Genomic DNA, 25,825 nt, shown 5'->3' with positions numbered 1-25,825 from the left:
ACGCGGGCCGGTCCGGCCCGCACCGGCCGGGGTCACAGCCGCGGCTCCAGCCTCGCGATCCGGCGCAGCGTGTGCGGCATGAACCGGGACATCCACAGGGCGCCCTTGGACTCGGGGGTCACCGGCACCACCGCCCGGTTCTTCACCACCGCCAGCAGGATCGCGTCGGCGACCTTCTCCGGCGGGAAGTTGCGCAGCCCGTACAGCCGCGAGGACCGCGCCTGCCGGCGCTTCTCCTCGGCCGCGTCCACCCCCGCGAACCGGGAGGTGGCGGTGATGTTGGTGTTCACGATGCCCGGGCATATCGCCGATACCCCGATTGATTTCGACGCGAGCTCCGCGCGGAGGCACTCGCTCAGCATCAGCACCGCCGCCTTGGAGGTGCTGTAGGCGGGCAGGGTCCGCGAGGGGAGGTAGGCGGCCGCGGAGGCGGTGTTGACGATGTGTCCGCCCTGGCCGCGCTCGGCCATCTGCTTCCCGAAGATCCGGCAGCCGTGGATGACCCCCCACAGGTTCACGTCGAGGACCTTCTTCCAGTCCTCCGAGGCCGTGTCCAGGAAAGACCCCGACAGGCCGATTCCGGCGTTGTTGACCAGGACGTCGACGATCCCGTACTCGGCGGCGACCTTCGCCGCGAGCTTCTCCATCGCCTGCTCGTCGCTGACGTCGACACACTCCCCCCAGGCGTCGGCGGCGCCGACGAGCCGGGCCATCTCGGCGGTGCGGACCGCCCCCTCGCCGTCCCGGTCCACGGCCACCACCCGCGCCCCGGCCTCGGCGAAGGCGAATGCGGTGGCCCGCCCGATGCCGCTGGCGGCGCCGGTGACGAGCACCAGCTGCCCCGCGAACCGGTCGGCGTGCTTCCCCGGCGCCTTGCGCTCCGGAGCCTTCGCCGTGGGCTCCTCCCGGGACGTCACGAACTCGCTGATCCAGGCCGCCACCTGGTCGGGACGGGTCCTGGGGATCCAGTGCTTCGCGGGCAGGGTGCGCCGCACCAGGTCCGGAGCCCACCGCTCCAGGTCGTCATAGAGCCGCTCGGAGAGGAAGGCGTCCCCGGTCGGTGTGATCAGCTGCACCGGTACGTGCGCGTACGCGTCGGCGCGCGGGCGGCGCAGCCGCGGCCGGACGTTGTCCCGGTAGAGCCAGGCGCCGTGTGCCGCGTCCGAGGCCAGCGAAGCCGTCGGATAGCCGGCGCCGGCCGGGACCCCCTCCAGCCGGGCGAGGATCTTCGGCCAGCGCTTGCCGAGCGGGCCGCGCCAGGCGAGCTCCGGCAGCACCGGCGTGTGGAGCATGCCCACGTACCAGGACTTCGCGCCCTGGTTCAGGAGCTGGGCGGCGCGGCGCGGGGTGGGCCGCGTCATCCGCTTCTTGATCCAGTGTCCGAAGTGGTCGAGCGAGGGGCCGGACATGGAGGTGAAGGAGGCGATACGCCCCTCGGTCCGGGCGACCGTCGCGAACTCCCAGCCCTGGACGGAACCCCAGTCGTGGCCCACCAGGTGCACGGGCCGGTCCGGGCTGACGGCATCCGCCACGGCCAGGAAGTCGTCGGTCAGCTTCTCCAGGGTGAAGCCGCCGCGCAGCGGCACCGGAGCCGAGGACCGGCCGTGGCCGCGTACGTCGTACAGCACCACATGGAACCGGGCCGCGAGCCGCACGGCGACCTCCGACCAGACCTCCTTGCTGTCGGGGTAGCCGTGTACCAGCAGCACGGTGGGCCGGTCCGGCTCACCGAGCTCGACGACACACAGCTCGATCCCGCCCGTGCTCACCCGGCGCTCGCGCGCGCCCGCCAGTGCCGTACCGCTCATCGCGCTCATGCCGCCTTCTCCTCGTTCCAGCGCCGCACGTGCGGCAGGTCGTCGTCCAGCCAGAACGCGCTCTCCTCGGGGTCCCGGGAGTCCGTGACGACCAGGATCTCCTCGAACTTCGCCCCCGTGCCCCGGAAGCCGAGATGCGGCTCCACCGCCCACAGACCGGGCTGCGGCGGGTGGTCGGAGAAGTGGTACGGGCTCCACAGCGGGGACCACCCCTCGCGGTGGCCGTGCAGGGCGTCGGAGGCCAGCCCCTTGAGGGACTGGGCGCCGAACCCGAACACGGTAGGGGACCAGCGGCGCTCCTCGACCCGGTCTATCTTGTGCGCGATGACCCCGAAGGGGTAGGCGCGGTGCCGGTTGGCGTACCCCTGGCGGGTCATCAGCCGCTCCACGTTCTCGTAGATCTCACGCAGCGGGCGGCGCTCACGCACCTGCTCGAGGATCAGCGCGCGGTGCGGCCGCAGGTCGGACATCAGCCGGTCCTGCACCGGATTCAGGCCGAGGCTGCCGGAATAGCCGATGTCGGCCGCGTAACCCCGGTAGACGGGGGCCATGTCGAGGATGAAGGGCATCCCCGGCTCCAGCTTCCGGCCCGTCGGAAAGAACTGCAGAGGCACCTTGAAGCCCGCGAAGGCGGTACGGTCCCCGAACCAGGCGAAGGGCAGGTGGAACCAGTCCCGCACCCCGCGCTCGCGCAGCCACTCCCGCTGCATCCGCGCCGCCTCGCGCTCCGTCACCCCCGGTCGCAGCTGCGCCGCGACCGTCTCCGCGCACGCGTAGGCGAGACGCTGGACCTCTCTGAAGCCGCGCAGCTCGGCGGTGAGCCGCACGGAGCCGTGCGCGGTGCGTTCCCTGGTGTCCGTGTTCCCAGCCATGCCAGCCGTCCGTCCCTGTCAGCCGTGCGCGCCGTCAAGTTGCCACTGATGAATGTGACAATGACCGGAGATCGCGTCAAGAGCCGTGCACGGGCCTGTGGACAACCGCGCGTCCCACCCGGACCGGTGTCAGACTTCCGTCAGGGTCCGTAGTCCTCAAGGCGGAGACGGGATCCCGCTCCAGGTCTGACGATCCGCCCGGGCCCCGGCACTAACGTCGGAGCCGTGACTGTCATCGCGACCGAAAGCCTGAGCAAGCGGTATCCCCGAGTGACCGCCCTCGACCGGCTCTCCCTGGACATCGGGCCCGGAGTGACCGGACTCGTGGGCGCCAACGGAGCCGGCAAGTCCACGCTGATCAAGATCCTGCTCGGGCTGTCCCCCGCCACCGAGGGGCGCGCCGCCGTCCTCGGACTGGACGTCGCCACGCACGGCAGCGCCATCCGTGAACGCGTCGGCTACATGCCCGAACACGACGCCCTGCCACCTGACGTCTCGGCCACCGAGTTCGTCGTCCACATGGCGCGCATGTCCGGCCTCCCGCCGACGGCCGCCCGCGAGCGGACCGCCGACACGCTGCGCCACGTCGGGCTGTACGAGGAGCGCTACCGCCCCATCGGCGGCTACTCCACCGGCATGAAGCAGCGCGTCAAGCTGGCCCAGGCGCTCGTCCACGACCCGCAGCTGGTCCTCCTCGACGAGCCCACCAACGGCCTCGACCCGGTCGGCCGCGACGAGATGCTCGGCCTGATCCGCCGTGTCCACACCGACTTCGGCATCTCCGTCCTGGTCACCTCCCACCTCCTCGGAGAACTGGAGCGGACCTGCGACCACGTGGTGGTCATCGACGGCGGCAAGCTGCTGCGCTCCAGCTCCACCAGCGACTTCACCCAGACGACGACCACCCTGGCGGTGGAGGTCACCGACTCCGACACCCACCCGGACGGCACGGCCGCCCTGCGCGCGGCGCTCACCGCGACCGGCCTCACCCTCCACGCGGCCGAGGAACAGGGCCTGCCCGGAGCCGGCCACATCCTCCTCGTGGAGGCGACGGGCGAGGGCACGTACGACACCGTCCGCGACACCGTCGCCGACCTCGGCATCGGTCTGGTCCGCATGGAACAGCGCCGCCACCACATCGCCGAGGTCTTCCGCCAGAGCGACCAGTCCGCGCAGCGGATCCAGATCCAGCAGAAGGGAGCCGGTACCGATGGCGCCTGAGACCTCGACCCAGATCCACAACATCGGCTACCGGTCCTACGACGGCCCCCGGCTCGGCCGCTCCTACGCCCGCACCTCGCTGTTCTCGCAGTCGCTGCGCGGCGCGTACGGGCTGGGCCGCTCCGCCAAGTCCAAGGTCCTGCCCATGATCCTCTTCGCGGTGATGTGCGTTCCCGCGCTGATCATCGTCGCGGTGGCCATCGCGGTGCCCGGCTCCACCGACCTGCCGATCAAGTACACGACGTACGCCCTGACCACCCAGGTCATCATCGGCCTCTACCTCGCCTCCCAGGCGCCCCAGTCGGTCTCGCGGGACCTGCGCTTCAAGACGGTGCCGCTGTACTTCTCCCGGCCCATCGAGCGGGTCGACTACGTCCTGGCCAAGTACGCCGCGATGGCCTCGGCCCTCTTCATCCTCACCGCCACCCCGCTGCTGATCATGTGGATCGGCTCGCTGCTGGCGAAGTTCGACTTCGGTCACCAGACCAAGGGATTCGGGCAGGCACTGGTGTCGGTACTTCTGCTGTCGCTGCTCTTCGCGGGCCTCGGGCTGGTCATGGCCGCGCTCACCCCGCGTCGCGGATTCGGCGTGGCCGCGGTCATCGCCATGCTGCTCATCCCCTACGGGGCCGTCTCCACCGTGCAGGCGGTCGCCTACGGGACCGGCCACACCGACGTCATCGAGTGGCTGGGCCTCTTCTCGCCGATCACCCTGATCGACGGCGTGCAGACCGCGTTCCTCGGGGCGACCTCCGCCTTCCCCGGCGGCGAGGGCCCCTCGGCCGGTGCCGGCTTCGTCTACCTGCTCGTCATCCTCGGCCTCATCGCCGGCTCCTACGCCGCCCTGATGGCCCGCTACCGGAAGGCCGGGCTGTGACCATCATCGACATCGACCACACCTCCCGCTGGTTCGGGAACGTCGTCGCCGTCAACGACGTGACCATGCGCATCGGCCCCGGTGTCACCGGCCTGCTCGGCCCCAACGGCGCCGGCAAGTCCACCCTCATCAACATGATGGGCGGCTTCCTCGCCCCCTCCACCGGCACCGTCACCCTCGACGGAGCGCCGATCTGGCGCAACGAGGCGGTCTACCGGCAGATCGGCGTGGTGCCCGAGCGGGAGGCCATGTACGACTTCCTCACCGGCCGGGAGTTCGTCGTCGCCAACGCCGAACTGCACGGGCTCGACGAGGCGGCGGCGCAGCGGGCGCTGGGCACCGTCGAGATGGAGTACGCCCAGGACCGCAAGATCTCCACCTACTCCAAGGGCATGCGCCAGCGCGTCAAGATGGCCTCCGCACTCGTCCACGATCCGTCGGTGCTGCTGCTCGACGAGCCCTTCAACGGCATGGACCCGCGACAGCGCATGCAGCTCATGGACCTGCTGCGGCGGATGGGCGACGAAGGCCGGACCGTCCTGTTCTCCTCCCACATCCTGGAGGAGGTCGAGCAGCTGGCTTCCCACATCGAGGTGGTCGTCGCGGGCCGGCACGCCGCGTCCGGCGACTTCCGCAAGATCCGCCGCCTGATGACGGACCGCCCGCACCGCTACCTGGTCCGCTCCTCCGACGACCGCGCCCTCGCCGCGGCGCTGATCGCCGACCCCTCCACCGCCGGCATCGAGGTCGACCTCAAGGAAGGCGCCCTGCGCATCCAGGCCGTCGACTTCGGGCGCTTCACCGAGCTGCTGCCGCGGGTCGCCCGCGCGCACGGCATCCGGCTGCTGACGGTCTCTCCCTCGGACGAGTCCCTCGAGTCGGTCTTCTCCTACCTCGTCACGGCCTGAAAGGAGCTGGCACCCATGTACAACCCCACCGTCGCCCGGCTCACCTACCGGGCCCTCCTCGGCCGACGCCGCGCGGCCATCCTCTTCGTGCTGCCCGCCCTGCTGATCGTCATCTCCGTCGCCGTCCGCCTGTTCACCGGGGTGGACGACAAGGTCGCCGCGGACCTGCTCGGCGGCTTCGCCCTCGGCACGATGGTCCCGCTGATCGGCGTCATCGCCGGCACCGGCGCCATCGGGCCCGAGATCGACGACGGGTCGATCGTCTACCTGCTCTCCAAGCCGGTGAAGCGTCCGACGATCATCATGACGAAGCTGATCGTCGCGATCGCGGTCACGATGGCCTTCTCGGCCATCCCCACCCTGATCGCGGGCTTCATCCTCAACGGAAACGGCCAGCAGATCGCCGTCGCCTACACCGTCGCCGCGCTCGTCGCCTCCATCGCCTACAGCGCGCTGTTCCTGCTGCTGGGCACCGTCAGCCGGCACGCGGTGGTCTTCGGCCTGGTCTACGCGCTGATCTGGGAGTCCCTCTTCGGCAGCCTGGTCTCCGGGGCCAAGACCCTCAGCGTCCAGCAGTGGGCCCTGGCCCTGGCCGAGAAGGTCGCCGGACAGGGATACGTCGACTCCAGCGTCGGTCTGCCCACCGCCGTGCTCCTGCTCCTCGCGGTCACCGTCGGAGCCACCGTGTACGCCGGCCAGAAGCTGCGCCGGCTCACCCTGGCCGGCGAGGAGTAGCCCGCCGCCACCGGCCGCGAACCCGTGCCCCGCCCGGCCCACCGGTCAGGCGGGGCACGGCCGTACGGGGCATCATCGGGGCATGATCGAGCACACCGGACCCGAGCCGTCCAGGCCCCTGCGGGCCTGGATACGCTCCTCGCCCGGCACGCACATATGGCTGCTGATCGTGGCCGTGACCAGCGTCATCGTGGCGATCGCCCCGGAGCGGCTCGACCATGTTCTGCTCCACCGCAACAGCAGCAACATCCACCAGCTGGTCAAATACCCTCTCCGGGCCCTGCTGAGCAGCGCCTTCTGGATCGAGAACCCGGCCTCGCTGGCCTTGTACACCCTGCTCTTCGAGCTCTTCCACGCCACCGTCGAACGCTGGCTCGGCACCCTGCGCTGGCTCGTGATCGTCGCGACGGCCCATGTCGTCGCCACCCTCGCCAGCCAGAAGGTCCTCCTCATGGCCATCCAGGACCACCGCGCGCCGCACAGCATGACGCACGTCGTGGACATCGGCGTCAGCTACGGACTCGCGGCATCGGTCGGCGTGCTGACCTACCGGCTTCCCCACCCGTGGAGATGGCTGTACCTGGCCGGAGCCGTGGCCTTCTTCGGGATCCCCCTGTTCACCGGCGGCAGCTTCACCGATCTCGGCCACGCCATCTCCCTGGCCGTCGGACTGCTGGCCTGGCCGCTGACCCTCCACCCGGATCCGCACGGAGCCCATGTTTCACGTGAAACATGAGAAATTCGCTGGTAAGGGGCAGGCGCCGTAGGCACAGTGGGAGATGCGGGGAGCACCGCAACGGTCCGGAACAGCCACTTCGAGCGCGCCTCGCGGCGCGGGCTGTTCCGGACCTCAGGCGGCGCCCAGCAGGCGCTCCAGGACCACCGCGATACCGTCCTCCTGGTTGGAGGTGGTCACCTCGTCGGCCACGGCCTTCAGATCGGCGTGGGCGTTGGCCATCGCGACACCGTGAGCGGCCCAGCCGAACATGGGGATGTCGTTGGGCATGTCGCCGAAGGCGATCGTCTCGGCCGCCTTCACCTTCAGCCGCCGGGCGGCCAGCGAGAGGCCCGTGGCCTTGCTCAGCCCGAGCGGCAGGATCTCCACTATCCCGGGACCGGCCATGACGATGTCGACCAGGCTGCCGACGATCTCCCGGGCCACCCGGACCAGCTCGTCCTCGCCCATTCCCGGGTGCTGGATGTACAGCTTGTTGAGCGGAGCCGTCCAGACGGCCGCGGTGTCCTCCAGGTAGAGCGCCGGAAGGCCCTCCTGCACCTGGTAGCCGGGGCCGAACAGGACCTCTCCGTCCACCCCGTCCCGGCTGGCGGCCAGCGCCAGCGGACCCACCTCGGCCTCCAGCTTCGACAGCGCCAGACCGGCCAGCTGCCGGTCCAGCGTCACGGAGGTCAGCAGCCGGTGCGTTCCCGCGTCGTAGACCTGAGCGCCCTGTCCGCACACGGCGATCCCCTGGTAGCCGAGGTCGTCGAGCACGCCACGGGTCCAGGGCACGGCCCGGCCCGTGACGATGATGTGCGCCGCGCCCGCCGCGGTGACCGCGGCGAGCGCCTCACGCGTGCGCTCCGAGACGGTGTCGTCGTCACGCAGGAGCGTGCCGTCGAGGTCCGTCGCGACGAGCTTGTACGGGAACGGAGCCGGGCTCACTTGGCGATCGGCTCCAGCACCTCGCGACCGCCCAGGTACGGGCGGAGCACCGGGGGGACCCGCACGGAGCCGTCGGCCTGCTGGTGGTTCTCCAGGATGGCGACGATGGTGCGCGGGACGGCGCAGAGGGTGCCGTTCAGCGTGGACAGCGGAGCGGTCTTCTTGTCCTCGCGGTAGCGGATCTGCAGACGGCGGGCCTGGAAGCCGTCGCAGTTGGAGGCGGAGGTCAGCTCGCGGTACTTGCCCTGGGTGGGGATCCACGCCTCGCAGTCGAACTTGCGGGAGGCGGAGGCGCCCAGGTCGCCGGTGGCGACGTCGATGACCTGGAACGGCAGCTCCAGGCTGGTCAGCCACTGCTTCTCCCACTCAAGGAGCCGCTTGTGCTCGGCCTCGGCCTCCTCCGGCGCGACGTACGAGAACATCTCGACCTTGTCGAACTGGTGGACGCGGAAGATGCCGCGGGTGTCCTTGCCGTACGTACCGGCCTCGCGGCGGAAGCACGGCGAGAAGCCGGCGTACCGCAGGGGCAGCTTGTCGGCGTCGATGATCTCGTCCATGTGGTACGCGGCGAGCGGTACCTCGGAGGTGCCGACGAGATAGAAGTCGTCCTTCTCCAGGTGGTACACGTTCTCCGCGGCCTGGCCGAGGAAGCCGGTGCCCTCCATGGCGCGCGGGCGGACCAGCGCAGGAGTCAGCATCGGGATGAAGCCGGCCTCGGTGGCCTGCGCGATCGCCGCGTTGACGAGGGCCAGCTCCAGCAGGGCGCCGACGCCCGTCAGGTAGTAGAAGCGCGAGCCGGACACCTTGGCGCCGCGCTCGACGTCGATGGCGCCCAGCGCCTCGCCGAGCTCCAGGTGGTCCTTGGGCTCGAAGCCCTCCGCACCGAAGTCGCGGATGGTGCCGTGCGTCTCGAGGATGGTGAAGTCCTCCTCGCCGCCGACGGGGACGTCCTCGTGGACGATGTTGCCGAGCTTGAGCAGGAGCTGCTTGGCAGCCTCGTCCGCCTCGTTCTGCTCCGCCTCTGCCGCCTTGACGTCGGCCTTGAGCTGCTCGGCCTTGGCCAGCAGCTGGGCCCGCTCCTCGGGAGTGGCCTTGGGGATGAGCTTGCCGAGGGACTTCTGCTCATTGCGCAGTTCGTCGAAGCGCATGCCGGAGGACCTGCGGCGCTCGTCGGCGGAGAGCAGTGCGTCGACGAGGGCGACGTCCTCTCCACGGGCGCGCTGCGAGGCGCGGACACGGTCAGGGTCTTCACGGAGCAGCCGAAGGTCAATCACCCCTCAAGGCTACCGGTCGGGGCTTCCTGGGATCACACCGATATCACGCTGCGTGTCAGTATGTCCCGATTGAGGGGAATGCATATCCCTTGACTCGGTGGCTGAAAGAGGTCTCCTCGGTCGGTCGATAAAACCGGCCCGATTCCCTGATAAGGGACACAGTGCAGGGAGCGGGCGGGGCCTGAGCGGCGCCGAGGGGCCCGTCTTGTCCACAGGAATTCCACTGCGAGCCCGCTTATCCACAGGCTGTGCGCCCGATCTGTGGACATCGAATGAGATCAATAGGGAACCGGGAGAGAGGGAAGCGGTTCGAGGTTCAAACCCCCCTCACACACTCATTCGGGTGGGAATGGCTCGCCCCAAAGAGTTGATCGGTGATACGGGGGTGACGTCGTTCACCTGCAGCTCCCCTGCGTGAAACCTGAGTCGCCCGACCGATTTGTCGACCTTGTCGTGCTGCCTTGTCGACTTGTCCCCAGGTCTCCTCTTCGGCCTGTGGATAACTCTGTGGACGAGCAGAGGGGCGGGGACGGACTACGCCCGGCCGTCGAGGCAGCGGGCGAGCCAGTCGGACGCCTCGGTGAAATCGCCATCGGAGGTGCCGGGCCGAGCCGGGCGCACCTCACTCAGAGCGACACCCGCGCGCGGGTACGAGCCGAGGAACCGGACCTGGGGGCAGGTGCGGCGCAGCCCCATCAGGGCCTCGCTCACCCGGCGGTCGGAGATGTGCCCCTCGGCGTCCACGGCGAAGCAGTAGTTGCCGATCCCCTCGCCGGTCGGCCGGGACTGGATCAGCATCAGGTTCACGCCCCGGACGGCGAACTCCTGGAGCAGCTCCAGCAGGGCGCCCGGGTGGTCGTCACCGAGCCACAGCACCACCGAGGTCTTGTCGGCGCCGGTGGGCGCGGCCGGCCGGGCGGGCCGGCCGACCAGTACGAACCGTGTCTCGGCGTTCTGCGCGTCGTGGATCTCGGTGACCAGCGCCTCCAGCCCGTACGTGGCGGCGGCGAACTCACCGGCGAAGGCGGCGTCGAACCGGCCCTCCTGGACCAGCCGGGCCCCGTCCGCGTTGGAGGCGGCCGACTCCCACACGGCTTCGGGCAGGTGCGTCCGGAGCCAGTTGCGCACCTGTGGCTGGGCGACCGGGTGCCCCGTGACGGTCTTGATGTCCGACAGTTTGGTCCCCGGCCGCACCAGAAGCGCGAACGCGATGGGCAGCAGCACCTCGCGGTAGATCATCAGGGGCTCGCCGGAGGCCAGCTCGTCGAGGGTGGCGGTGACCCCGCCCTCCACCGAGTTCTCGATCGGCACCAGCGCGGCCGCGGCCTCTCCGTTGCGCACGGCGTCCAGGGCGGCCGGGACCGACACCATCGGGACGAGCTCCCGGGTGGCGGCTTCCGGCAGGGTGCGCAGGGCGGCTTCGGTGAACGTGCCCTCGGGACCGAGATAGGTGAAGCGCGTGGCCGACATGCGATCAGCCTAATGCCGCCCAGCCCGCCGCCGTGGGGCTGTTCACCCTTCGAGCAGCCGCTGACCGACGTACTCCCCGGCACGCGGGCCGGGCGGGACGGCGTACAGGCCGCTCGACTCGTGCCGGATGAACGCCGAAAGCGCGTCACCGCGGTCGAGCTTGCGCTGGACCGGGACGAACCCGCGCAGGGGATCGGCCTGCCAGCAGATGAAGAGCAGGCCCGCGTCGGGGGCGCCGTCGGGGGCGATTCCGTCGTGGAAGGAGAACGGCCGCCGGAGCATGGCGGCGCCGCCGTTCTGCGCGGGCGCCGAGATCCGCGCGTGCGCGTTGGACGGGATCACCGGCTTTCCGTCAGGGCCGAGCTTGTCCAGGGCGAGCGGGGTGGTCTCGACGCCACCGGTCAGCGGTGCACCGTTGGACTTGGTCCGGCCGATGACCTGCTCCTGCTGGGCCAGGGACTGCTTGTCCCAGTCGTCCAGCAGCATTCGGATCCGGCGGACCACCGCGTACGAGCCTCCGCCCATCCAGGCGTGGTCCGCGGGTCCGGGGCCGGTGGCGGGGACGAAGATCCGCTTGTCGAAATCGGGGTCCGAGGTCTTGGGGTTCCCGGTGCCGTCGATCTGGCCCATGAGGTTGCGCGCGGTCATCGGGGAGGCGGTGGCCCCGGGGGAGCGGTTGAAGCCGTTCATCTGCCAGCGGACCCGGGCGGCCTCCCCGGCGTCCTTCTGGAGGGCGCGCAGGGCGTGGAAGGCGACGAGGCCGTCGTTCGCACCGATCTGCACCCACAGGTCACCGTTGCTGCGCTGGGGATCGAGCCGGTCCGAGGAGAAGTCGGGCAGCGGGTCGAGGGCGGCGGGACGGCGGGCGGTGAGGCCGGTGCGCTCGAAGAAGGAGTGCCCGAAGCCGAACGTGACGGTGAGGGAGGACGGCCCCGCGTCGAGGGCGATGCCGCTGTCCGCCGTCGGGGCGGTCTCCCCCGCCATGAGCCGCCGTGCGGTGTCGGACCAGCGGCGCAGCAGCGCGGCCGCCTCCGTGCGCCCGGCGCCCGGGGCCAGGTCGAAGGCGAGGACGTGGCCCTTGGCCTGGAGCGGGGTGGTGATGCCCGCCTGACGCTCCCCTTCGAAGGCGACGGCGGTGGCACCGAGGGAGGAGAGGGACCCGGCGGCGCCGGGCGCGCCGGGCGGCGAGTCGGTGACCGCCGAGTGCACGAGGGCGCCCCCGGTGGCGCCGAGTGCGAGCCCGACGGCGCCTGCGGCGCCGACCGTGCCCAGCAGCCGGCGCCGGGAGATCTCGATGTCGGGGTGGCTCGCGGTGGTGCTGTCGGTCACGCTGTTCAGCCGATCTTGACGTTCTTCTGGACGGTCGTCTGGTCGATGTCGGAGGTGCGGACGGTCACGTCGATGCGCCACTCGCCCGAGAGGGGGAGCTGAACGCCGGACGCCGACCAGTGTCCGGGGGCGGCCCGGTCCAGGGCCACCGGCAGCGGGCCGATCTCCTTGGCCGCCAGGGTGAAGGAGATCTTGACCTCGGGCAGGTCGACGGGGTTGCCGTCGGCGCCGTCCGCCCACAGGTGGAGGGTGTTGGCGCCCACCCGGCCCGGGTCGAGCTCCAGTCGGACGGTGCCCTTCCCGTTCTGGCCGCCGGTGTCGTACGGCAGGGTGATCTTGACCGGCCGGTTGGGCACGGCGGTGGCGGCCGAACCCCGGCCGGCCTCCTGCTCCACGGCGCGGCCCGGCTCGGTGCTCGTCAGGACGGTGGTGACGGCCAGCAGGACGACGGCCACCGCTGCCTCGGCGAACACCGAGCGGCGCAGGCCCGAGCGGCCCGGGTCGGCGTCGCGCACCTGGTTCTCCAGGGCCTTCTCACGAGCCGCACGTTGCCGGGCGAGCTGTGCGGCACGCTTCGGGTCGGTGGGTTCGGCGGGCGCCTCCTCAGTCGAGGTTTCACGTGAAACACCGCTGTCTGTTTCACGTGAAACAAGGTCTCCCGTTTCACGTGAAACATCGCTTCCCGCGAGCACCGCGGCCGGCTCGGCGGCCCGGTCCTCCACCGCGAGGTCACCGAGCTGGGCGGTCCACTTACGGGAGAGGTAGGCGATCCCGACGAGGACGGCCACCAGGCCGACCTTGATCAGGAGGAGCCGGCCGTAGCTGGTGCCGGTGAGCGCCGACCAGCTGCCGAGCTGCCGCCAGGACTGGTAGACGCCGGTGACGGCGAGGATCACGACACTGATGAAGGCGACCCGGGAGAAGCGCTTTACCGCGGCTCGCTCGATGTCCGCCGCCGTACGCAGGGCGACGAGCAGGGTGACGAGACCGCCGAGCCAGGCGGCCACGGCCAGCAGGTGCAGGATGTCGACCGGCATCGCGATGCCGGGCTGGATGCCGGTGGAAGCGTGCTCGGCGAGGGCCCAGGTGGCGGCGATGCCGGCGGCCACGACGGTGCCGCCGATGCCCAGGCCGAAGGCCAGGTCGCTGGTGTCCTTCGTCTCCTCGGCGCTCTGCGCGCCGGCGTTCTTCTGGCGGCGGGCGTAGGCACCGAAGAGCACGGCGATGAACAGCGCGGCCGCACCGAGCAGCAGCAGCCGCGACATGAAGGAGGCGCCGGTCTTGGTCTCCAGGACGGCCTTGAGCCCGTCGAGGTCGAAGGCGTCGGCGAACTTGCCGGACCCGGTGTACGGGGTGCGGAGCACCAGCATCGCCAGCGTGGCGGCGGTGAGGGTGACCCAGCCGCGCACCACCAGCTTCTGCAGCGGACGCTCGGCGGAACCCCTGCGCCAGCAGAGCAGGATGAAGGCGGAGCCGCCGACGAGAACGGTGAACCCGGCGTAGGCGGCGTAGCGGGCGATGCCGTACGCGATGCCGACGGGACCGCCGCCCGCCGTCTGGGAAGGCAGGGCGACGGAGGTGGCCGAGGGGGCGCCCACGGAGAAGGTGAAGGCGCCGGAGACCGGGTGGCTGTCGGCGGAGACGGCCTGCCAGGCGACGGTGTAGGTGCCGTCGGGCAGGCCCGAGTGCAGGGCGGTCCCGTAGCGGATGACCGATCCGCTGCACATGTTCCGCAGCTCGCCGGTGTCGACGCGCTTGCCCTGCGGATCCATGACGCGGATGGAGTCGTCCCCCAGGGCGACCTCCTCCGAGAAGGAGAGGGTCACCTGGGCGGGCGCCGTGGCGACCACCGCCCCGTCCTTGGGGTCGCTCGCGGTGAGTGCGGCGTGCGCCGTGGCCGGGGAGGCCGCGGTGAACAGGGCCGCCAGCAGGGCTGCGAGAACCAGCGCCAGCCGCGGCAGCGATGCCGCGGCGCGGACGCGGAAAGGAGAGGGAGCGGGGGCGGTGGCCGTCATGGCGTGTCAGTTCCTCGGTCCGTCAGTGGGCGGTGGAGCTCTGGGGGTTGTACGTCCGTTCCTTGACGTCCAGCTCGACCTTGACCGGATCGGCCTTCTCGAAACGAAGTTCGATGGTGACCTTGTCGCCGACATTCGGCTTGTTCTTGAGGCCCATGAACATGATGTGGCTGCCGCCGCGCTCCAGGTTCAGCGCGCCGCCCGCCGGCACGTCCATGGACTGCACCTGCTGCATCTTCTGGTCCTTGGTCTCGTGGACCTGGAGGTCGTCCGAGAGCGGGCTGGTGACCGCGAGCAGTTTGTCGGCGGTCTTCGAGTCATTCTTGATGACCATGAAGGCGCCGGCCATCTTGTCGTTGACCGGCTCGGGCATGTAGGCCCCGGTGACGGTCATCTTCGGCTTGGCCGACTCCTCGGCCTGTGCACCGGCGCCCGCCTTCGACGTGGAGTCCTCGCCGGCGGAGGACGACGGCGAGGAGGAGCAGCCGGATATGACGAGCGCTGCCGTCAGCGAGAGGGCGGCGGCGAGGGTGCGGGTGGTGCGGGTGTTCACGGGTTCTGTCCCTTGATGAGCTTCGGCAGGTCCTTGGTGTAGTCCTCGACGGTCGTGCCCTCGCCGTAGAGGACATAGCCCTCGTCGGTCTTGGGCGAGAACGCGATGACCTGGGCCCCGTGCATGGAGACGATGCTGCCGTCGGGTTCCTTCTTGGGGGCCTCGATACCGATACCGAGGGAGCGGGCGGCGGCCTGGATGGTGCCGAAGTCGCCGGTCAGGCCGGTGAAGGCCGGGTCCTGCGCCCGGAGCCACGCGCCGAGGGACTCCGGGGTGTCCCGCTCGGGGTCCGTGGTGACGAAGACGACCTGGAGCTTGTCCTGGTCCTCCTTCGGGAGCGCCTTCTTGGCGACGGCGATGTTGCTCATTGTCAGCGGGCAGACGTCGGGGCAGTTGGTGTAGCCGAAGTAGATGAGCGTCGGCCGGCCCTTGGTCTGCTCGCGCAGGTTCCACTGCTTGCCGGTGGTGTCCGTCAGGACGAGCTCCGGCTTGTCGAAGGGGCGGTCGAGGACGGTCGCGGCTCCGGTCTTCTTCTCACCGGTGATCTGCGTGACCGACCCGCTGTTCTTGGCCGGCTCACCGCCGCAGGCGGTGAGGGCGAGGGCGGCCGCCACCGCGAGGGCGGCGGCCGTCACACGTGTGGTGCGCATAGGGGAATGTCCCTGGGATCGGGGAGGTGGGGATTCTGGGAGGGGGATCAGGCGGAGCGGCGGCGCGAGGCGACGCCGAAGGCCACCCCGCCGAGGCCGATCACGATGCCGGCGATACCGAGGGCGCGCGCGGTGGTGTCGGAGCCGCTCTTGGCCGCAGCCTCGTCGTGCTCGTCCTTGCCGGCGTCCTTGGAGGCGTTCTTGGCGTCGGCCGGCTTGGCGTCGTGGTCGTCGGAGCCGGCCGCGGCGGCGGTCAGCTTCAGCACGGGCGCCGGGTTCTGCGGCTCGGCCGCGCCCTCCTTGGTCTCCTCGATCCAGCGGACGACCTCGTTGTTGTCGTACGTCTGGATGGCCTTGAAGACCATCTTGTCGGCGTTGTCGGGAAGCTTGCCGACGGAGACCGGGAACTGCTGGAACTTGCCGGGCTCGATCTTGCCGCCGGTCCAGGTCACCTTGGTGACGACCTCGTTGACCTGCTTGCCGTGCACGTTCAGCGGCTTGTCGAGCTTGGTCTTCTCGACGGTGGACGTCCAGCCGGGGATGTCCTGCGGCATGACCGAGGTCAGCGGCTGGTCGACCGGGAAGTTGACCTCCAGCTGGGTGGTCGAGGCGTTGTCGCGCTCGTTGGGGACCTTGAAGTTGATCGTCGCGTAGCCGCCCTTCACGGCCTCGCCCGGCTGCACGCTGACGTGCGCGAAGGCGGTACCGGACAGGGCGAGGACGGCGCCGGCGGCGAGGGCGGCGGCGAAGGAGACGCGAGAGGTCTTCATGGCAGAAACACTCCACAGAGCAGTGGTGAACGGTGGGCCCGCGCGCACGGGCGCGCGCGGAGGTCACGGCACCGGTGCTCCCGCCGGGTGGCCCGGGGAGTGGAGGTGCCGCGTCAGGCTGCGAGGACGAGCGCAGCCGGCGGCCCACGCCGGATCACGGTGTGCAGAAGTGCGTCCCGGCCGGTCGTCGCGGCGGGCCCGGAAGCGGTCCGGCGAGCCCGGGGGCCGTGCTCGGGAACGCCGAGGAGCCCGGCCGTGAGGACCCGTACGAAGGCCAGCGCGGCGCGCAGCGGACGTATCGGGTCGGCTTCGGTGGAGAGCCGGGAGAGCTCGATCAGCCGGAACAGGGCGGCGTCGCCCCGGCCCAGCAGCCAGCCGGCCGCGAGTGCGGCCAGCAGGTGCCCGAGCAGCATGGCCGGGCTGAACAGTCCGATCGCGGGCTCCCCGGCGGGGGCCGCGGCCAGGTGCATATGGCTCATGTGGCCCGACGCGGCCGCCTGCGCGGCCAGCGCCGCCGGGTCCAGCCCGGCGGCCTCCAGGATCCTCCGGGCGTCGGCCGGGCTCAGCGGTACGGAGTTGCCCCCGCAGACCAGCTGGGCGGCGAGCGCCGCCAGCGAGGTGTCGGAGCCGTCGGCCGGGGCCTGCGCGACGGTGGCGCCGTGCTGGCCGAGGCCGAACAGCGTGTGCAGCCCGAGCTGGCCCACGGCCAGTCCGGCGGCGATACCGGGCAGCGGACGGCGGCGTCCCGCGAGGGGGGCGGCCACCGCGAAGACGGCGGCGAAGGCCAGGGCCAGCGCCCACCACGGGACGGTCGCGCAGGAGGCCACGGCGTGGCCGGCTGCGGACAGCACGACGCAGACCGCGGTGAACACCGCGGCCCGGGTGGTCCGGAGCCCTGCTCCGGCGCGCGTCGTGTGGGTGGCAGACATGGCCGGGACATCATCGCACTGGGCCCGGGCCCTGCCTACGGCAGGTGCTGGAGGGACCCTATGGTTCCGGTGTGCGGCCGGTGCACCGCCGGCCGACGGGTCAGCGCGCCGCCGACGCGCCCGGCCGGGCGCCGGCCAGCCGACCGCGCCCCTATGACCTGCGACGCCACCGCTGAAGGGGCACGCCCAGCCGCCGCCCGTCCGTGGTGCGGCCCGCCCGATACACACCGGACGCACGTACCGCATCGGCCGAATGAGGGCTGTGCCGCCCGCCAGGGGCTTACGGCCCAGCGCAGGAGGCAATAGGTAACCCTATGAGCATCTGGTGGTCTCTCCACTTGCGGCGCGAAGCCGCGAGCGTCCCGCTCGCCCGGCGACTGCTGCTGGGGACGATGGAGACCGCGGGGGTGGATCCGGACATCTCCTACGACCTGTCGGTCGCGCTGACCGAAGCGTGTGCGAACGCCGTCGAGCACGGTGGCCGCGCCGGCAGAGCGGGGGATACCGCCGGCGTCCCCGTCGATCAGGTCCTGGACGGCACCGAGGGGTATCCGGACGGCACCGAGGGGTACCACGTCACCGCCTATCTCGACGGGGACCGCTGCCGCATCGAGGTCGCCGACTCCGGTCCGGGCTTCCCGCCCGCGACGGTGGCCCGCCGCAGGCCCACCCTGGCCGAGCACGGCCGGGGCTTGCACCTGATCGCGGAGCTCGCCGACCACGTCCGCCTGCGCAACCGGCCGGGCCGGGGCGCGGTGGTGACCTTCGAGCGGATGCTGAAGTGGCGTGACGACGCACTGCTGAGGGTGTCGTAGGAACGCCGGGGGGCGGGGGCGCCGCATCCGGCACCCCCGCCCCCCGGTACGACGGCGGCGTCAGCCCTTGAGCCGCGCCATCCACGCCTCGACCTCGACCGAGGTGCGCGGCAGCCCGTCCGAGAGGTTCCGGTTGCCGTCCTCGGTGACGAGGATGTCGTCCTCGATCCGGACGCCGATGCCGCGGTACTCCTCCGGCACGGTCAGGTCGTCGGCCTGGAAGTACAGGCCCGGCTCGACGGTCAGGCACATGCCCGGCTCCAGTGTGCCGTCGACGTACGCCTCGGTGCGCGCGGCGGCGCAGTCGTGGACGTCCATGCCCAGCATGTGGCCGGTGCCGTGCAGGGTCCAGCGGCGCTGCAGCCCGAGCTCGAGGACGCGCTCGACCGGGCCCTCCAGCAGGCCCCACTCGACGAGCTTCTCGGCCAGCACGTGCTGGGCGGCGTCGTGGAAGTCGCGGAACTTCGCGCCCGGCTTGACGGCGGCGATGCCGGCTTCCTGGGCCTCGTAGACCGCGTCGTAGATCTTGCGCTGGATGTCGGTGTACGTGCCGCTGACCGGCAGCGTGCGCGTGACGTCGGCGGTGTAGAGGGAGTGGGTCTCCACACCGGCGTCGAGGAGCAGCAGGTCGCCGGAGCGGACGGCGCCGTCGTTGCGGACCCAGTGCAGGGTGCAGGCGTGGGCGCCGGCGGCGGCGATGGTGCCGTAGCCGACGTCGTTGCCCTCGACGCGGGCGCGCAGGAAGAAGGTGCCCTCGATGTAGCGCTCGGAGGTGGCCTGGGCCTTGTCGAGGACCTTCACGACGTCCTCGAAGCCGCGGACGGTGGAGTCCACGGCCTTCTGCAGCTCGCCGATCTCGAAGGCGTCCTTCACGGCGCGGGCCTCGGAGAGGTAGACGCGCAGTTCCTCGTCGCGCTCCTTGGTCACCTTGTCGGTGAGGGCCGCCTCGATGACGGAGTCGTGGCCGCGCACGGCGCGGACCGGGCCGGTGGCCTCGGTCAGGGCCTCGGGCAGGGTGCGGACGTCCTTGGCCGGGATGCCCAGGAGCTGGCCGGCCTCGGCGAGGGAGTGGCGGCGGCCGACCCAGAGCTCGCCCTGGCCCGACAGCCAGAACTCGCCGTTCTCGCGGTCCGAGCGGGGCAGCAGGTAGACGGTGGCCTCGTGGCCGCTCTCCCCGGTGGGCTCCAGGACCAGGACGCCGTTCTCGGTCTGGTCGCCGGTGAGGTACGCGTACTCCGTGGAGGCGCGGAAGGGGTACTCGGTGTCGTTCGAGCGGACCTTCAGCCGGCCCGCCGGGATCACCAGGCGCTCACCGGGGAAGCGCGCGGACAGTGCGGCGCGGCGCTCGGCGGTGTGGCCGGCCTGGGCGATGGGCTCGAGGCCGTGGAGCTCGGTGTCGGCCCAGCCGGTGCGCATGTTCTCCGCGAGTTCCTCGCTGACGCCCGGGTACAGCCCGTTCTTGCGCTGCTTGTGCTTCTTCTGGGGCTGCTCTTCTTCCGGGGTCTCCGGGGTGAGCTCGTCAGCCACGTCATCTCCTCAGCCGCTACGACACGCACGGGTCCGGGTGCGAACCCCGTTCATCGTATGTGTGAGGGGGCGGCGCCCGGCCAGCCCTGTGACATACACGTCAAAAACGGGCGCCACCCGGGGTGTGGTCCGGTCAGTCGAACCGGGCCGCGAGCAGGACGACGTCCTCGGTGTCCTGGTACGGGTCGCGGGCGGCCGTTTCCGGCCCGTCCTCGGGGAGAACGGTGCGCAGGATGTGGTCGCAGAGGGCCGCCGGGTCCTCCCGGGCGCTGCGCGGCGCCCCGGCCGCCGCCGCGTGCAGCCGTGCGTAGGCCCGGTCCATGGGGTCGCCGGTACGCCGCAGCAGCCCGTCCGTGTACAGCAGCACCGTTTCTCCGGGTGCCGGTTCGATCTCCACGCTGGGCGCTTCCCAGCAGGCCAGCATCCCGAGCGGCGCCGAGAGGGAGGTCTCGGCGTACTCGGTGCGCCGCTCGCCGATGAGCAGCGGCGGGGTGTGCCCCGCCCCCGCCAGGATGATCTTGCGGGCGGCGGGCTCGCAGTAGGCGAAGAGGGCGGTGGCCGAACGCGCGGGCTCGGTCAGACGCAGCAGCAGCTCCAGGTCGGACAGGACCGCGACGGGATCCTCCCCCTCCATGACGGCGTACGCGCGCAGCGAGGCCCGCAGCCGGCCCATCGCCGCGATGGCGCTCGGGCCGGATCCGGTGACCGATCCGACGGCGAGCCCCAGGGCTCCTTCGGGCAGCGGCAGCGCGTCGTACCAGTCGCCGCCGCCGAGCGGGCCCGTGCGGTGCCGGGCGGCGAGCTGGACGCCGGGGATCCGGGGCAGCCGGCTGGGCAGCAGCTCCTCGGCGACGGTGGCCAGCCGGGTGCGGGAGCGGTCCACCTCCAGCATGCGGGCCAGGTGCTCGGCCGCGTGCCGGACGTAGAGGCCGACGAGGTCGCGCTGGCGGTCGCTCGGTTCGGCCTGTTCGTCGTAGAGCCAGACGGCGGCGCCGAGCCGGCCGGTGGCGTCGGCGGCCAGGGGCAGCGCGTAACTGGCGGCGTAGCCGAGGCGGGCGGCGACCTCGCGGTGGCGGGGATCGACGGGGGGCTCGTAGCCCCCGGAGCCGGGGACGGCCGGTGCGCCGGGTTCGGGGAGCACCTCGGAGCCGCCGTGGGCGTCGGGGAGTCCGTCGAGGATGCGGCCGTACGAGGTGGCGCTGCGCGGCACCGTCTCGATGTGGCCGAGGTCGGCGCGGCCCAGGCCCAGGCCGATGGTGACGGTGGGGCCCTGTCCGTCGGAGGGTTCCAGGACGATCAGCCCGCGGCGGGCGCCGACGAGTGCGGCTCCGGCGCGCAGGAACTCGCGCAGCGAGGAGTCGAGGTCGTCGGCCCGGGCGAGGCGTTCGGTCAGTTCGTGGAGGGTGGTGAGGTCGGAGACCATGCCCGCCAGCCGGTCCTGGATGACGCTGCTCGCGGCAGGCGGGGCGGCCTGGGCGGGGGCGGTCCGGGCGGGGGCGGCCGCCGAGGCGGACAGGGAGCCGTGCGCGGGCGCGACAGTCTGCGCCGATGCTGTAACTGCTGGATCGATTCCAGCCACTTTCGGCAGATGCGGGGCGCTCATGGCGTCCGCCTTTCCACCTGGTGCGATTCGCCATATAGCATCGCAAACCCCCAGATCGTGCTGCGCCGCCATCAAGGGCTCCACATCTACACGCACCCGAGGATCGATGTCCAGCATTGTCCCGGTGGGAATCCTGGTGTCCGTGAGACGGCAACTCACGGTCGAGCCGAGGGTAAAACTTGGCTGGAAAAAGCAGGAACGAGACGGTTTTTGCGATCGACTGGACAGGCGCTCCCAGGGGTCCGGGTACGTACTCCGTGGTGGGCGGGGCCAGTTGGCACTCCCGGCACCGCCGGGAACCACCCGGCCCGGGCCGACGTCCTTAGCGGCGGCAGCCGGTCTCGACACCGGTGCGGGTCGCTCGGACCGCTCGTTCCGGGACCCCGCCGGACGTCCGACGGACCCGTGAGAAATCTGCACGAACCGTGTGAACCTGCTTCTGGCGGACTAGTGACGCGAAACGTGTACGTGTGGTGAGACACCGCTCACGTGGTGTGATGTGGCCCTCGACGTTCAACGGAAAGGAACGAGCGCACATGCGCGAGATCCTCGGAAGGCGTCTCCAGCGGCTCCGCGATCGCTTGAAGCTCCCGCGCGCCGCCTCCCGTCCCGCTGCGGTGGCCGGGACCGACGCGGCTCCCTCCCTCCTCGACGCGGCGCTGACCTGCGCCACCGTCCGGCAGTGGCCCGTACTGCCGGGCGTGGGCCGGGCCGGCGCCGACGGCGGGCGCTGTGCCTGCCCCGATCCCGACTGCGTGGTGCCGGGCGCCCACCCCTTCGATCCCGGGCTGCTCGCCGCCACCACCGACGCCCGGATGGTCGCCTGGTGGTGGGGGCGGCGGCCGGCGGCCCCGGTGCTGCTGGCCACCGGCGGGACCGCGCCGTGCGCGGTGAGCCTGCCGGCGAAGGCGGCGGCGCGCGCCGCCGTACGGCTGGACGCGCAGGGGCTGCGGCTCGGTCCGGTCGTCGCCACCCCGACCCGCTGGTCCCTGCTCGTCGCGCCGTACTCGCTGGAGCGGCTCGGCGAACTCCTCTACGCCAAGGACCACGTGCCCTCCTCGCTGCGCTTCCACGGCGAGGGCGGCTACCTGCTGCTGCCGCCCTCCCCGGCGTCCGGCGGAGGACAGGTCCGCTGGGAGCGGGAGCCCGAGCCGTGCCGCCCCGGTGCGGCCGGGCTGTGGCTGCCGGAGGTGGAGGCGGTCGTGGACGCGCTCGTCGAGGCGAGCAGCGGTGCTCCCGGCGGCGGTAGCCGGCTCGCGTACTGAGTGGTTCACGGGCCGGCCCGGGGCGTCTTCCTCGTCCGGCTCATCACTCGTACGGGTGTCACCGTGGCGAGTTTCCCGGGGAATTGGGCGCGGGGATCTCCGCGCCCCTTTCCCGCGTCGCTATCTTCGGCGAATGAATCTCCGCCTGATCGGTATCGGCGCCGGTGTGCTGATCATCTTGTCGCTTCCCCTCGCCGGAGCGATCGCCGGGCCGGATTTCGCGGGTCCGGCTGACGGAAAAGGCGGGGGGTTGCTCTCCTCGCTCGGCCTTTCCGACTCCTCCCGTACGGCGGACGGGGCGCGGGCCGCCGACGGCCCCGCGCGGCCCGGCCCGCCCGAGCAGCCCCGTACCGACTCCCACTGCGGTCCTCAACTCACCGCCCCCCAGGGGTTGGAGGCGCAGACGTGTGTGCTCGTGAGCGAGGGCCGGACCTGGGGACGCAGCTACTACCGCAACACCAGTGGCCGCGCGCTGGACGCCGTGCTGACGGTGATGGGGCCCGCAGGGCGGACGGTGCAGATCAGCTGCGCGGTGGCCGCCGGGGACGAGCCGGGGCTGTGCGAGACACCCCGGGAGGAGTCGGTGGGGGCGCCGGACGCCTACTCGGCTGTAGCGGAGTTTGCAGTTCCGGATGACGAAGGGCGGCTGTTGCTGCGGTCCGGGAGCAACTCGGCGGCGCCGTCGGGCCGTTGAGGCCGGGGGAAAGACAGAGGCCCGGTCGCTGGCGACGGGGGATGCACCAGCGACCGGGCTACAAGAACGGTAACAAGAGATCGCCTGTTCGCAAATTCGATCTCTGATATTCAGACATCGATTTGCAGACGATTAGCGGGAGTTGTGACACCGGTCACCGGTCACCGGTGATCTGTCACCGGTCATCTGTCACCGGTCCCCGCGCACGGCCGTACGCCACGCGCGGACCGTGCGTACGCCGGGCGGGCGTCAGCTGAGCGTCACCTGGCGGTTGGTCAGTCCGCCGCGGGCCCGGCGCTCCTCCGCGGTCAGCGGGGAGTCGGCGGACAGGGCCGTGGCCAGGCGCTCCGCGAACTCGGCGGCCGGCTTCTCCACGTCCTCGGCGGTGACCCCGGTGGGCAGGTCCCAGACGGGGACCATCAGGCCGTGGGCGCGGAAGGAGCCGACGAGCTTGGTGCCCTCGCCGAGGGAGGAGGTGCCCGCGGCGTGCAGCCGCGCGAGCGCGTCGAGCAGCTTCTCCTCCAGGTGCGGCATGACCCAGCGCAGGTGGTTCTTGTCCGGGGTCTCGCACCAGTAGGCCGCGTCCACGCCCGTCAGCTTGACCGTCGGGATGGCGGCGGCGTTGGCGCGTTCCAGCGAGGCGGCGATCTCCGGGGAGGCGTTCTGGGCGCTCTCCGCGTCCGGAATCCAGAATTCGAAGCCCGTGTGCACAACCGGCTCGAAAACGCCCTCCAGGTCGAGGAGATCCTGAAGTCGGGGACCCTCGGCGGGCACGCGGCGGGCCGGGACCGGGTTGCCGGGCTCGGTGGCGAGCGCGCGCTCCAGGGTGTCGGCCATGTCGCGGGCGAGGTCGCCGGAGCTCGACTCGTTCTGCAGGCCCAGCAGGACGGAGCCGTCCTCGCGCCGCAGGGCCGGCCAGGCCATGGGCAGGACGGTCACCAGCGTGACGGACGGGACGCCCTCGGGCAGACCGCCCTTGAGGGTGAGCGGGACGGTGGCGGCGGGGACGAGCTCGCGCAGGGCCACCCAGTCGCACTCGCCCGGCAGCCCCTCGAAGGGGCGCCGCACGTGCTCGGTGACGGCGTGCGCGGCGGCCGCGCCGTGGCACGCCTTGTAACGGCGCCCGGAACCGCAGGGACAGGGCTCGCGCGCTCCCACCACCGGGATCTCCCCGTTGTCGAGCTGCGGCTTCGCGGTCTTCGCGGCGGGGCGCTTCTTGGCCATCGTGGGTGTCTCCCGGTTGCGGCGGTACGGCGGTCTCTCTGGGCGCGAGCCTAGCCGTTCGTACCGCCGGAGCCGGTGGGCTGAAGGCCGGCGCCGTGGGGGGCCGTCAGATGTCGAGATCGTCGAAGGCGGCGGTGAAGTCGATCACCGGAGGTGCGACGCGCGTAGCGAAGTCCTCGTGCCGGGTCCCCCGAGCCACGACGGCCCACACGGTGACCTCGCCCGCCGCTCCGTCCCGTACCCCCCAGTCCTGGGCCAGCGCACTGATGATGTTCAGCCCGCGGCCCCCGTGCGCGGTGACCGAGGGCGTGGACGGGACCGGGCGGGTCGGGCCGCCGCCGTCCGTGACCTCCACCGTCAGCCGCCCCGCCTTGTCGACGCCCCACGCGGCGCGTACGTCTCCGTCACCGACGTCCCGGGCACCCAGCGGCCGGCCGTGCCGGCAGGCGTTGCTGAGGAGTTCGGAAAGGATCAGTACGGCATCGTCCACGACTGATTCGGACACTCCGCTGACGCGCAGCTGTTCGCGCATCCGGCGCCTCGCCTCGCCCACGCCCGCAGGACCATGGCGAATGTCCATGCACGACGACGTGGGCACTTCCTGTGCCATCACCAACGCCACCCCCGCACCTCCTCAGCCCCACGCCAAGGTCTGGATGCCCCCCTGGCCTGGACCGGAAACCGACGGCAGACAGCCCTCTGACGCACTCATGACCATCAGATACGGAACGGATGCGCCGGGGCACGCCCTGTCACGGCCGGGGTGCCTGTGACGGGTGGGCAAAACGGGACGTCAGCGACCGAGCTGTGACAGAACCTGCCGGGGCCGGTTCGTGATGATCGCTTCTACACCCAGATCAGCGCATAGCTGAACATCTCCCGGATCGTTCACGGTCCATACGTGGACGGAGTGCCCGGCGGTCTGGAGCTTGCGGATGAAGCCGGGGTGGTTGCGGACGATCCGCAGCGACGGGCCGGCGATCCGCACTCCGGCGGGCAGGCGGCCGTCGCGCATCCGGGGGGAGACGAACTGCATCAGGTAGACGGTCGGGACCGTCGGGGCGGCCGCGCGCACCCGGTGCAGGGAGCGGGCGGAGAAGCTCATGACCCGGATGGGGTGTGGGCCCTCGGCGGGCGGGGCGTCCAGGCCGAAGCGCTTGAGGAGGAACAGGAGGCGCTCCTCCACCTGTCCGGCCCAGCGGGTGGGGTGTTTCGTCTCGATGGCCAGCTGCACCGGGCGCCCGGCGTCCGCCACCAGCTCCAGCAGCCGCTCCAGGGTGAGCACGGAGGTGCGTTCCGGGTCCGCGTCCCAGTCGGGGGACTCCTCGCGGTCCTTCCATGAGCCGAAGTCGAGGGTGGCCAGCTCCGCCAGCTCCAGGGCCGAGACGGCGCCCCGGCCGTTGGAGGTGCGGTTGACGCGGCGGTCGTGGACCAGCACCAGGTGGCCGTCAGCGGTCAGCCGGATGTCGCATTCGAGGGCGTCGGCTCCGTACTCGATGGCCTTGCGGTAGGCGGCCAGGGTGTGCTCGGGGGCATCCTCCGAGGCACCGCGGTGGGCGACGACCTGGATGGGGCGCGGCGTAGCGTGGGTCACCCGGTCATGGTGCCACCGAG

The 25,825-nt window shown here is 71.5% G+C and carries 23 protein-coding genes and 1 pseudogene; 8 read left to right on the top strand and 16 right to left on the bottom strand.

Translation table 11 applies throughout. The features are described 5' to 3' along the window. Window positions 1-32: 32 nt before the first annotated feature. Both ABZ716_RS11495 and ABZ716_RS11490 read right to left on the bottom strand, forming a co-directional pair. Window positions 33-1,808 (bottom strand): SDR family oxidoreductase, encoded by a 1,776-nt coding sequence (locus tag ABZ716_RS11495; RefSeq protein ID WP_358958436.1) that lies wholly within the window; start codon window positions 1,806-1,808, stop codon window positions 33-35. 5 nt (window positions 1,809-1,813) lie between these two features. After that, on the bottom strand, window positions 1,814-2,689 hold the full coding sequence (locus ABZ716_RS11490; protein ID WP_358809755.1) for a M24 family metallopeptidase: 876 nt from the start codon (window positions 2,687-2,689) through the stop codon (window positions 1,814-1,816). A 225-nt stretch (window positions 2,690-2,914) separates the two neighbouring features. Here ABZ716_RS11490 and ABZ716_RS11485 point away from each other — a divergent pair, with 225 nt between their 5' ends. From ABZ716_RS11485 to ABZ716_RS11465, 5 genes are all read left to right on the top strand, one after another. Further along, a complete protein-coding gene (locus tag ABZ716_RS11485) occupies window positions 2,915-3,910 on the top strand; it encodes an ABC transporter ATP-binding protein (protein ID WP_358958282.1) in 996 nt (331 codons plus the stop codon). Continuing rightward, on the top strand, window positions 3,900-4,787 hold the full coding sequence (locus tag ABZ716_RS11480) for an ABC transporter permease subunit (RefSeq protein WP_355971457.1): 888 nt from the start codon (window positions 3,900-3,902) through the stop codon (window positions 4,785-4,787). Before ABZ716_RS11485 ends, ABZ716_RS11480 begins: the two co-directional genes overlap by 11 nt. Continuing rightward, window positions 4,784-5,695 carry an ABC transporter ATP-binding protein gene (locus ABZ716_RS11475; protein WP_358809758.1) on the top strand — a complete coding sequence of 304 codons (912 nt, stop codon included), beginning with the start codon at window positions 4,784-4,786 and terminating at the stop codon, window positions 5,693-5,695. Before ABZ716_RS11480 ends, ABZ716_RS11475 begins: the two co-directional genes overlap by 4 nt. A 15-nt stretch (window positions 5,696-5,710) precedes the next feature. Then, window positions 5,711-6,430 (top strand): ABC transporter permease subunit, encoded by a 720-nt coding sequence (locus ABZ716_RS11470; RefSeq protein WP_351877546.1) that lies wholly within the window; start codon window positions 5,711-5,713, stop codon window positions 6,428-6,430. Between the two features lie 82 nt (window positions 6,431-6,512). After that, window positions 6,513-7,166, top strand: a complete 654-nt coding sequence (locus ABZ716_RS11465) for a rhomboid-like protein (protein WP_358809759.1) — start codon at window positions 6,513-6,515, stop codon at window positions 7,164-7,166. A gap of 114 nt (window positions 7,167-7,280) precedes the next feature. Here the strand turns inward: ABZ716_RS11465 and ABZ716_RS11460 are convergent, their stop codons facing one another. From ABZ716_RS11460 to ABZ716_RS11420, 9 genes are all read right to left on the bottom strand, one after another. Continuing rightward, the gene (locus ABZ716_RS11460; RefSeq protein ID WP_358809760.1) at window positions 7,281-8,093 is read right to left on the bottom strand and encodes an HAD family hydrolase; all 813 of its coding nucleotides are present in this window, start codon (window positions 8,091-8,093) and stop codon (window positions 7,281-7,283) included. After that, entirely contained in the window at window positions 8,090-9,367 is a 1,278-nt protein-coding gene (gene serS, locus ABZ716_RS11455; protein ID WP_355971460.1) for a serine--tRNA ligase, read from the bottom strand. Before serS ends, ABZ716_RS11460 begins: the two co-directional genes overlap by 4 nt. A gap of 534 nt (window positions 9,368-9,901) precedes the next feature. Further along, window positions 9,902-10,837 carry a prephenate dehydratase gene (gene pheA, locus ABZ716_RS11450; RefSeq protein ID WP_351877538.1) on the bottom strand — a complete coding sequence of 312 codons (936 nt, stop codon included), beginning with the start codon at window positions 10,835-10,837 and terminating at the stop codon, window positions 9,902-9,904. 42 nt (window positions 10,838-10,879) lie between these two features. Next, window positions 10,880-12,166 (bottom strand): iron uptake transporter deferrochelatase/peroxidase subunit, encoded by a 1,287-nt coding sequence (gene efeB, locus ABZ716_RS11445; protein WP_358809761.1) that lies wholly within the window; start codon window positions 12,164-12,166, stop codon window positions 10,880-10,882. A 5-nt stretch (window positions 12,167-12,171) separates the two neighbouring features. Further along, on the bottom strand, window positions 12,172-14,181 hold the full coding sequence (locus tag ABZ716_RS11440) for a copper resistance protein CopC (RefSeq protein WP_358958278.1): 2,010 nt from the start codon (window positions 14,179-14,181) through the stop codon (window positions 12,172-12,174). A gap of 22 nt (window positions 14,182-14,203) precedes the next feature. Continuing rightward, window positions 14,204-14,734, bottom strand: a complete 531-nt coding sequence (locus ABZ716_RS11435) for a copper chaperone PCu(A)C (RefSeq protein ID WP_358809763.1) — start codon at window positions 14,732-14,734, stop codon at window positions 14,204-14,206. Further along, the gene (locus tag ABZ716_RS11430) at window positions 14,731-15,384 is read right to left on the bottom strand and encodes an SCO family protein (RefSeq protein WP_351877530.1); all 654 of its coding nucleotides are present in this window, start codon (window positions 15,382-15,384) and stop codon (window positions 14,731-14,733) included. Before ABZ716_RS11430 ends, ABZ716_RS11435 begins: the two co-directional genes overlap by 4 nt. A gap of 47 nt (window positions 15,385-15,431) precedes the next feature. Then, window positions 15,432-16,154 carry a YcnI family protein gene (locus tag ABZ716_RS11425; protein WP_358958275.1) on the bottom strand — a complete coding sequence of 241 codons (723 nt, stop codon included), beginning with the start codon at window positions 16,152-16,154 and terminating at the stop codon, window positions 15,432-15,434. Between the two features lie 113 nt (window positions 16,155-16,267). Next, a complete protein-coding gene (locus tag ABZ716_RS11420; protein ID WP_358809765.1) occupies window positions 16,268-17,083 on the bottom strand; it encodes a hypothetical protein in 816 nt (271 codons plus the stop codon). Between the two features lie 314 nt (window positions 17,084-17,397). Here ABZ716_RS11420 and ABZ716_RS11415 point away from each other — a divergent pair, with 314 nt between their 5' ends. Next, window positions 17,398-17,898 (top strand): ATP-binding protein, encoded by a 501-nt coding sequence (locus tag ABZ716_RS11415; protein WP_358958272.1) that lies wholly within the window; start codon window positions 17,398-17,400, stop codon window positions 17,896-17,898. Window positions 17,899-17,958: 60 nt separating this feature from the next. Here the strand turns inward: ABZ716_RS11415 and ABZ716_RS11410 are convergent, their stop codons facing one another. Further along, on the bottom strand, window positions 17,959-19,425 hold the full coding sequence (locus tag ABZ716_RS11410) for an aminopeptidase P family protein (protein ID WP_358958269.1): 1,467 nt from the start codon (window positions 19,423-19,425) through the stop codon (window positions 17,959-17,961). A gap of 133 nt (window positions 19,426-19,558) precedes the next feature. Beyond that, window positions 19,559-21,145, bottom strand: coding sequence for a PP2C family protein-serine/threonine phosphatase (locus tag ABZ716_RS11405; protein ID WP_358809768.1), 1,587 nt, complete (start codon window positions 21,143-21,145; stop codon window positions 19,559-19,561). Between the two features lie 419 nt (window positions 21,146-21,564). Between ABZ716_RS11405 and ABZ716_RS11400 the strand changes: the two genes are divergently transcribed. Next, the gene (locus ABZ716_RS11400; protein ID WP_358958266.1) at window positions 21,565-22,293 is read left to right on the top strand and encodes a bifunctional DNA primase/polymerase; all 729 of its coding nucleotides are present in this window, start codon (window positions 21,565-21,567) and stop codon (window positions 22,291-22,293) included. Between the two features lie 133 nt (window positions 22,294-22,426). Further along, window positions 22,427-22,987: a hypothetical protein gene (locus tag ABZ716_RS11395; RefSeq protein ID WP_358809770.1), complete on the top strand. Its 561-nt coding sequence runs from the start codon at window positions 22,427-22,429 to the stop codon at window positions 22,985-22,987. 249 nt (window positions 22,988-23,236) lie between these two features. On the opposite strand, the gene ABZ716_RS11390 is transcribed toward ABZ716_RS11395, so the two are convergent. The 3 genes and pseudogenes from ABZ716_RS11390 to ABZ716_RS11380 all read right to left on the bottom strand — a co-directional run bounded on the left by ABZ716_RS11390 (window position 23,237) and on the right by ABZ716_RS11380 (window position 25,805). Then, a complete protein-coding gene (locus ABZ716_RS11390; protein WP_358958264.1) occupies window positions 23,237-24,211 on the bottom strand; it encodes a DUF5926 family protein in 975 nt (324 codons plus the stop codon). Window positions 24,212-24,317: 106 nt separating this feature from the next. Continuing rightward, window positions 24,318-24,919 (bottom strand): annotated as a pseudogene (locus ABZ716_RS11385) (ATP-binding protein). Window positions 24,920-25,004: 85 nt separating this feature from the next. Beyond that, window positions 25,005-25,805, bottom strand: coding sequence for a glycerophosphodiester phosphodiesterase (locus tag ABZ716_RS11380; RefSeq protein ID WP_351877514.1), 801 nt, complete (start codon window positions 25,803-25,805; stop codon window positions 25,005-25,007). Between the last annotated feature and the right edge of the window lie 20 nt (window positions 25,806-25,825).

This window comes from Streptomyces sp. NPDC006687, assembly GCF_040636215.1.
Classification (GTDB): domain Bacteria; phylum Actinomycetota; class Actinomycetes; order Streptomycetales; family Streptomycetaceae; genus Streptomyces.
Note: the sequence above shows the minus strand (reverse complement) of the source record. Positions and strands in the feature narration are given on the sequence as shown.

Excerpts from the sequence above, each read along its gene's own strand:
- ABZ716_RS11495 (WP_358958436.1), bottom strand. The coding sequence starts at position 1,808 with ATGAGCGGTACGGCACTGGCGGGCGCGCGCGAGCGCCGGGTGAGCACG.
- ABZ716_RS11490 (WP_358809755.1), bottom strand. The coding sequence starts at position 2,689 with ATGGCTGGGAACACGGACACCAGGGAACGCACCGCGCACGGCTCCGTG.
- ABZ716_RS11480 (WP_355971457.1), top strand. The coding sequence starts at position 3,900 with ATGGCGCCTGAGACCTCGACCCAGATCCACAACATCGGCTACCGGTCC.
- ABZ716_RS11470 (WP_351877546.1), top strand. The coding sequence starts at position 5,711 with ATGTACAACCCCACCGTCGCCCGGCTCACCTACCGGGCCCTCCTCGGC.
- ABZ716_RS11465 (WP_358809759.1), top strand. The coding sequence starts at position 6,513 with ATGATCGAGCACACCGGACCCGAGCCGTCCAGGCCCCTGCGGGCCTGG.
- pheA (WP_351877538.1), bottom strand. The coding sequence starts at position 10,837 with ATGTCGGCCACGCGCTTCACCTATCTCGGTCCCGAGGGCACGTTCACC.
- ABZ716_RS11440 (WP_358958278.1), bottom strand. The coding sequence starts at position 14,181 with ATGACGGCCACCGCCCCCGCTCCCTCTCCTTTCCGCGTCCGCGCCGCG.
- ABZ716_RS11430 (WP_351877530.1), bottom strand. The coding sequence starts at position 15,384 with ATGCGCACCACACGTGTGACGGCCGCCGCCCTCGCGGTGGCGGCCGCC.
- ABZ716_RS11425 (WP_358958275.1), bottom strand. The coding sequence starts at position 16,154 with ATGAAGACCTCTCGCGTCTCCTTCGCCGCCGCCCTCGCCGCCGGCGCC.
- ABZ716_RS11420 (WP_358809765.1), bottom strand. The coding sequence starts at position 17,083 with ATGTCTGCCACCCACACGACGCGCGCCGGAGCAGGGCTCCGGACCACC.
- ABZ716_RS11415 (WP_358958272.1), top strand. The coding sequence starts at position 17,398 with ATGAGCATCTGGTGGTCTCTCCACTTGCGGCGCGAAGCCGCGAGCGTC.
- ABZ716_RS11405 (WP_358809768.1), bottom strand. The coding sequence starts at position 21,145 with ATGCTGGACATCGATCCTCGGGTGCGTGTAGATGTGGAGCCCTTGATG.
- ABZ716_RS11400 (WP_358958266.1), top strand. The coding sequence starts at position 21,565 with ATGCGCGAGATCCTCGGAAGGCGTCTCCAGCGGCTCCGCGATCGCTTG.
- ABZ716_RS11395 (WP_358809770.1), top strand. The coding sequence starts at position 22,427 with ATGAATCTCCGCCTGATCGGTATCGGCGCCGGTGTGCTGATCATCTTG.
- ABZ716_RS11390 (WP_358958264.1), bottom strand. The coding sequence starts at position 24,211 with ATGGCCAAGAAGCGCCCCGCCGCGAAGACCGCGAAGCCGCAGCTCGAC.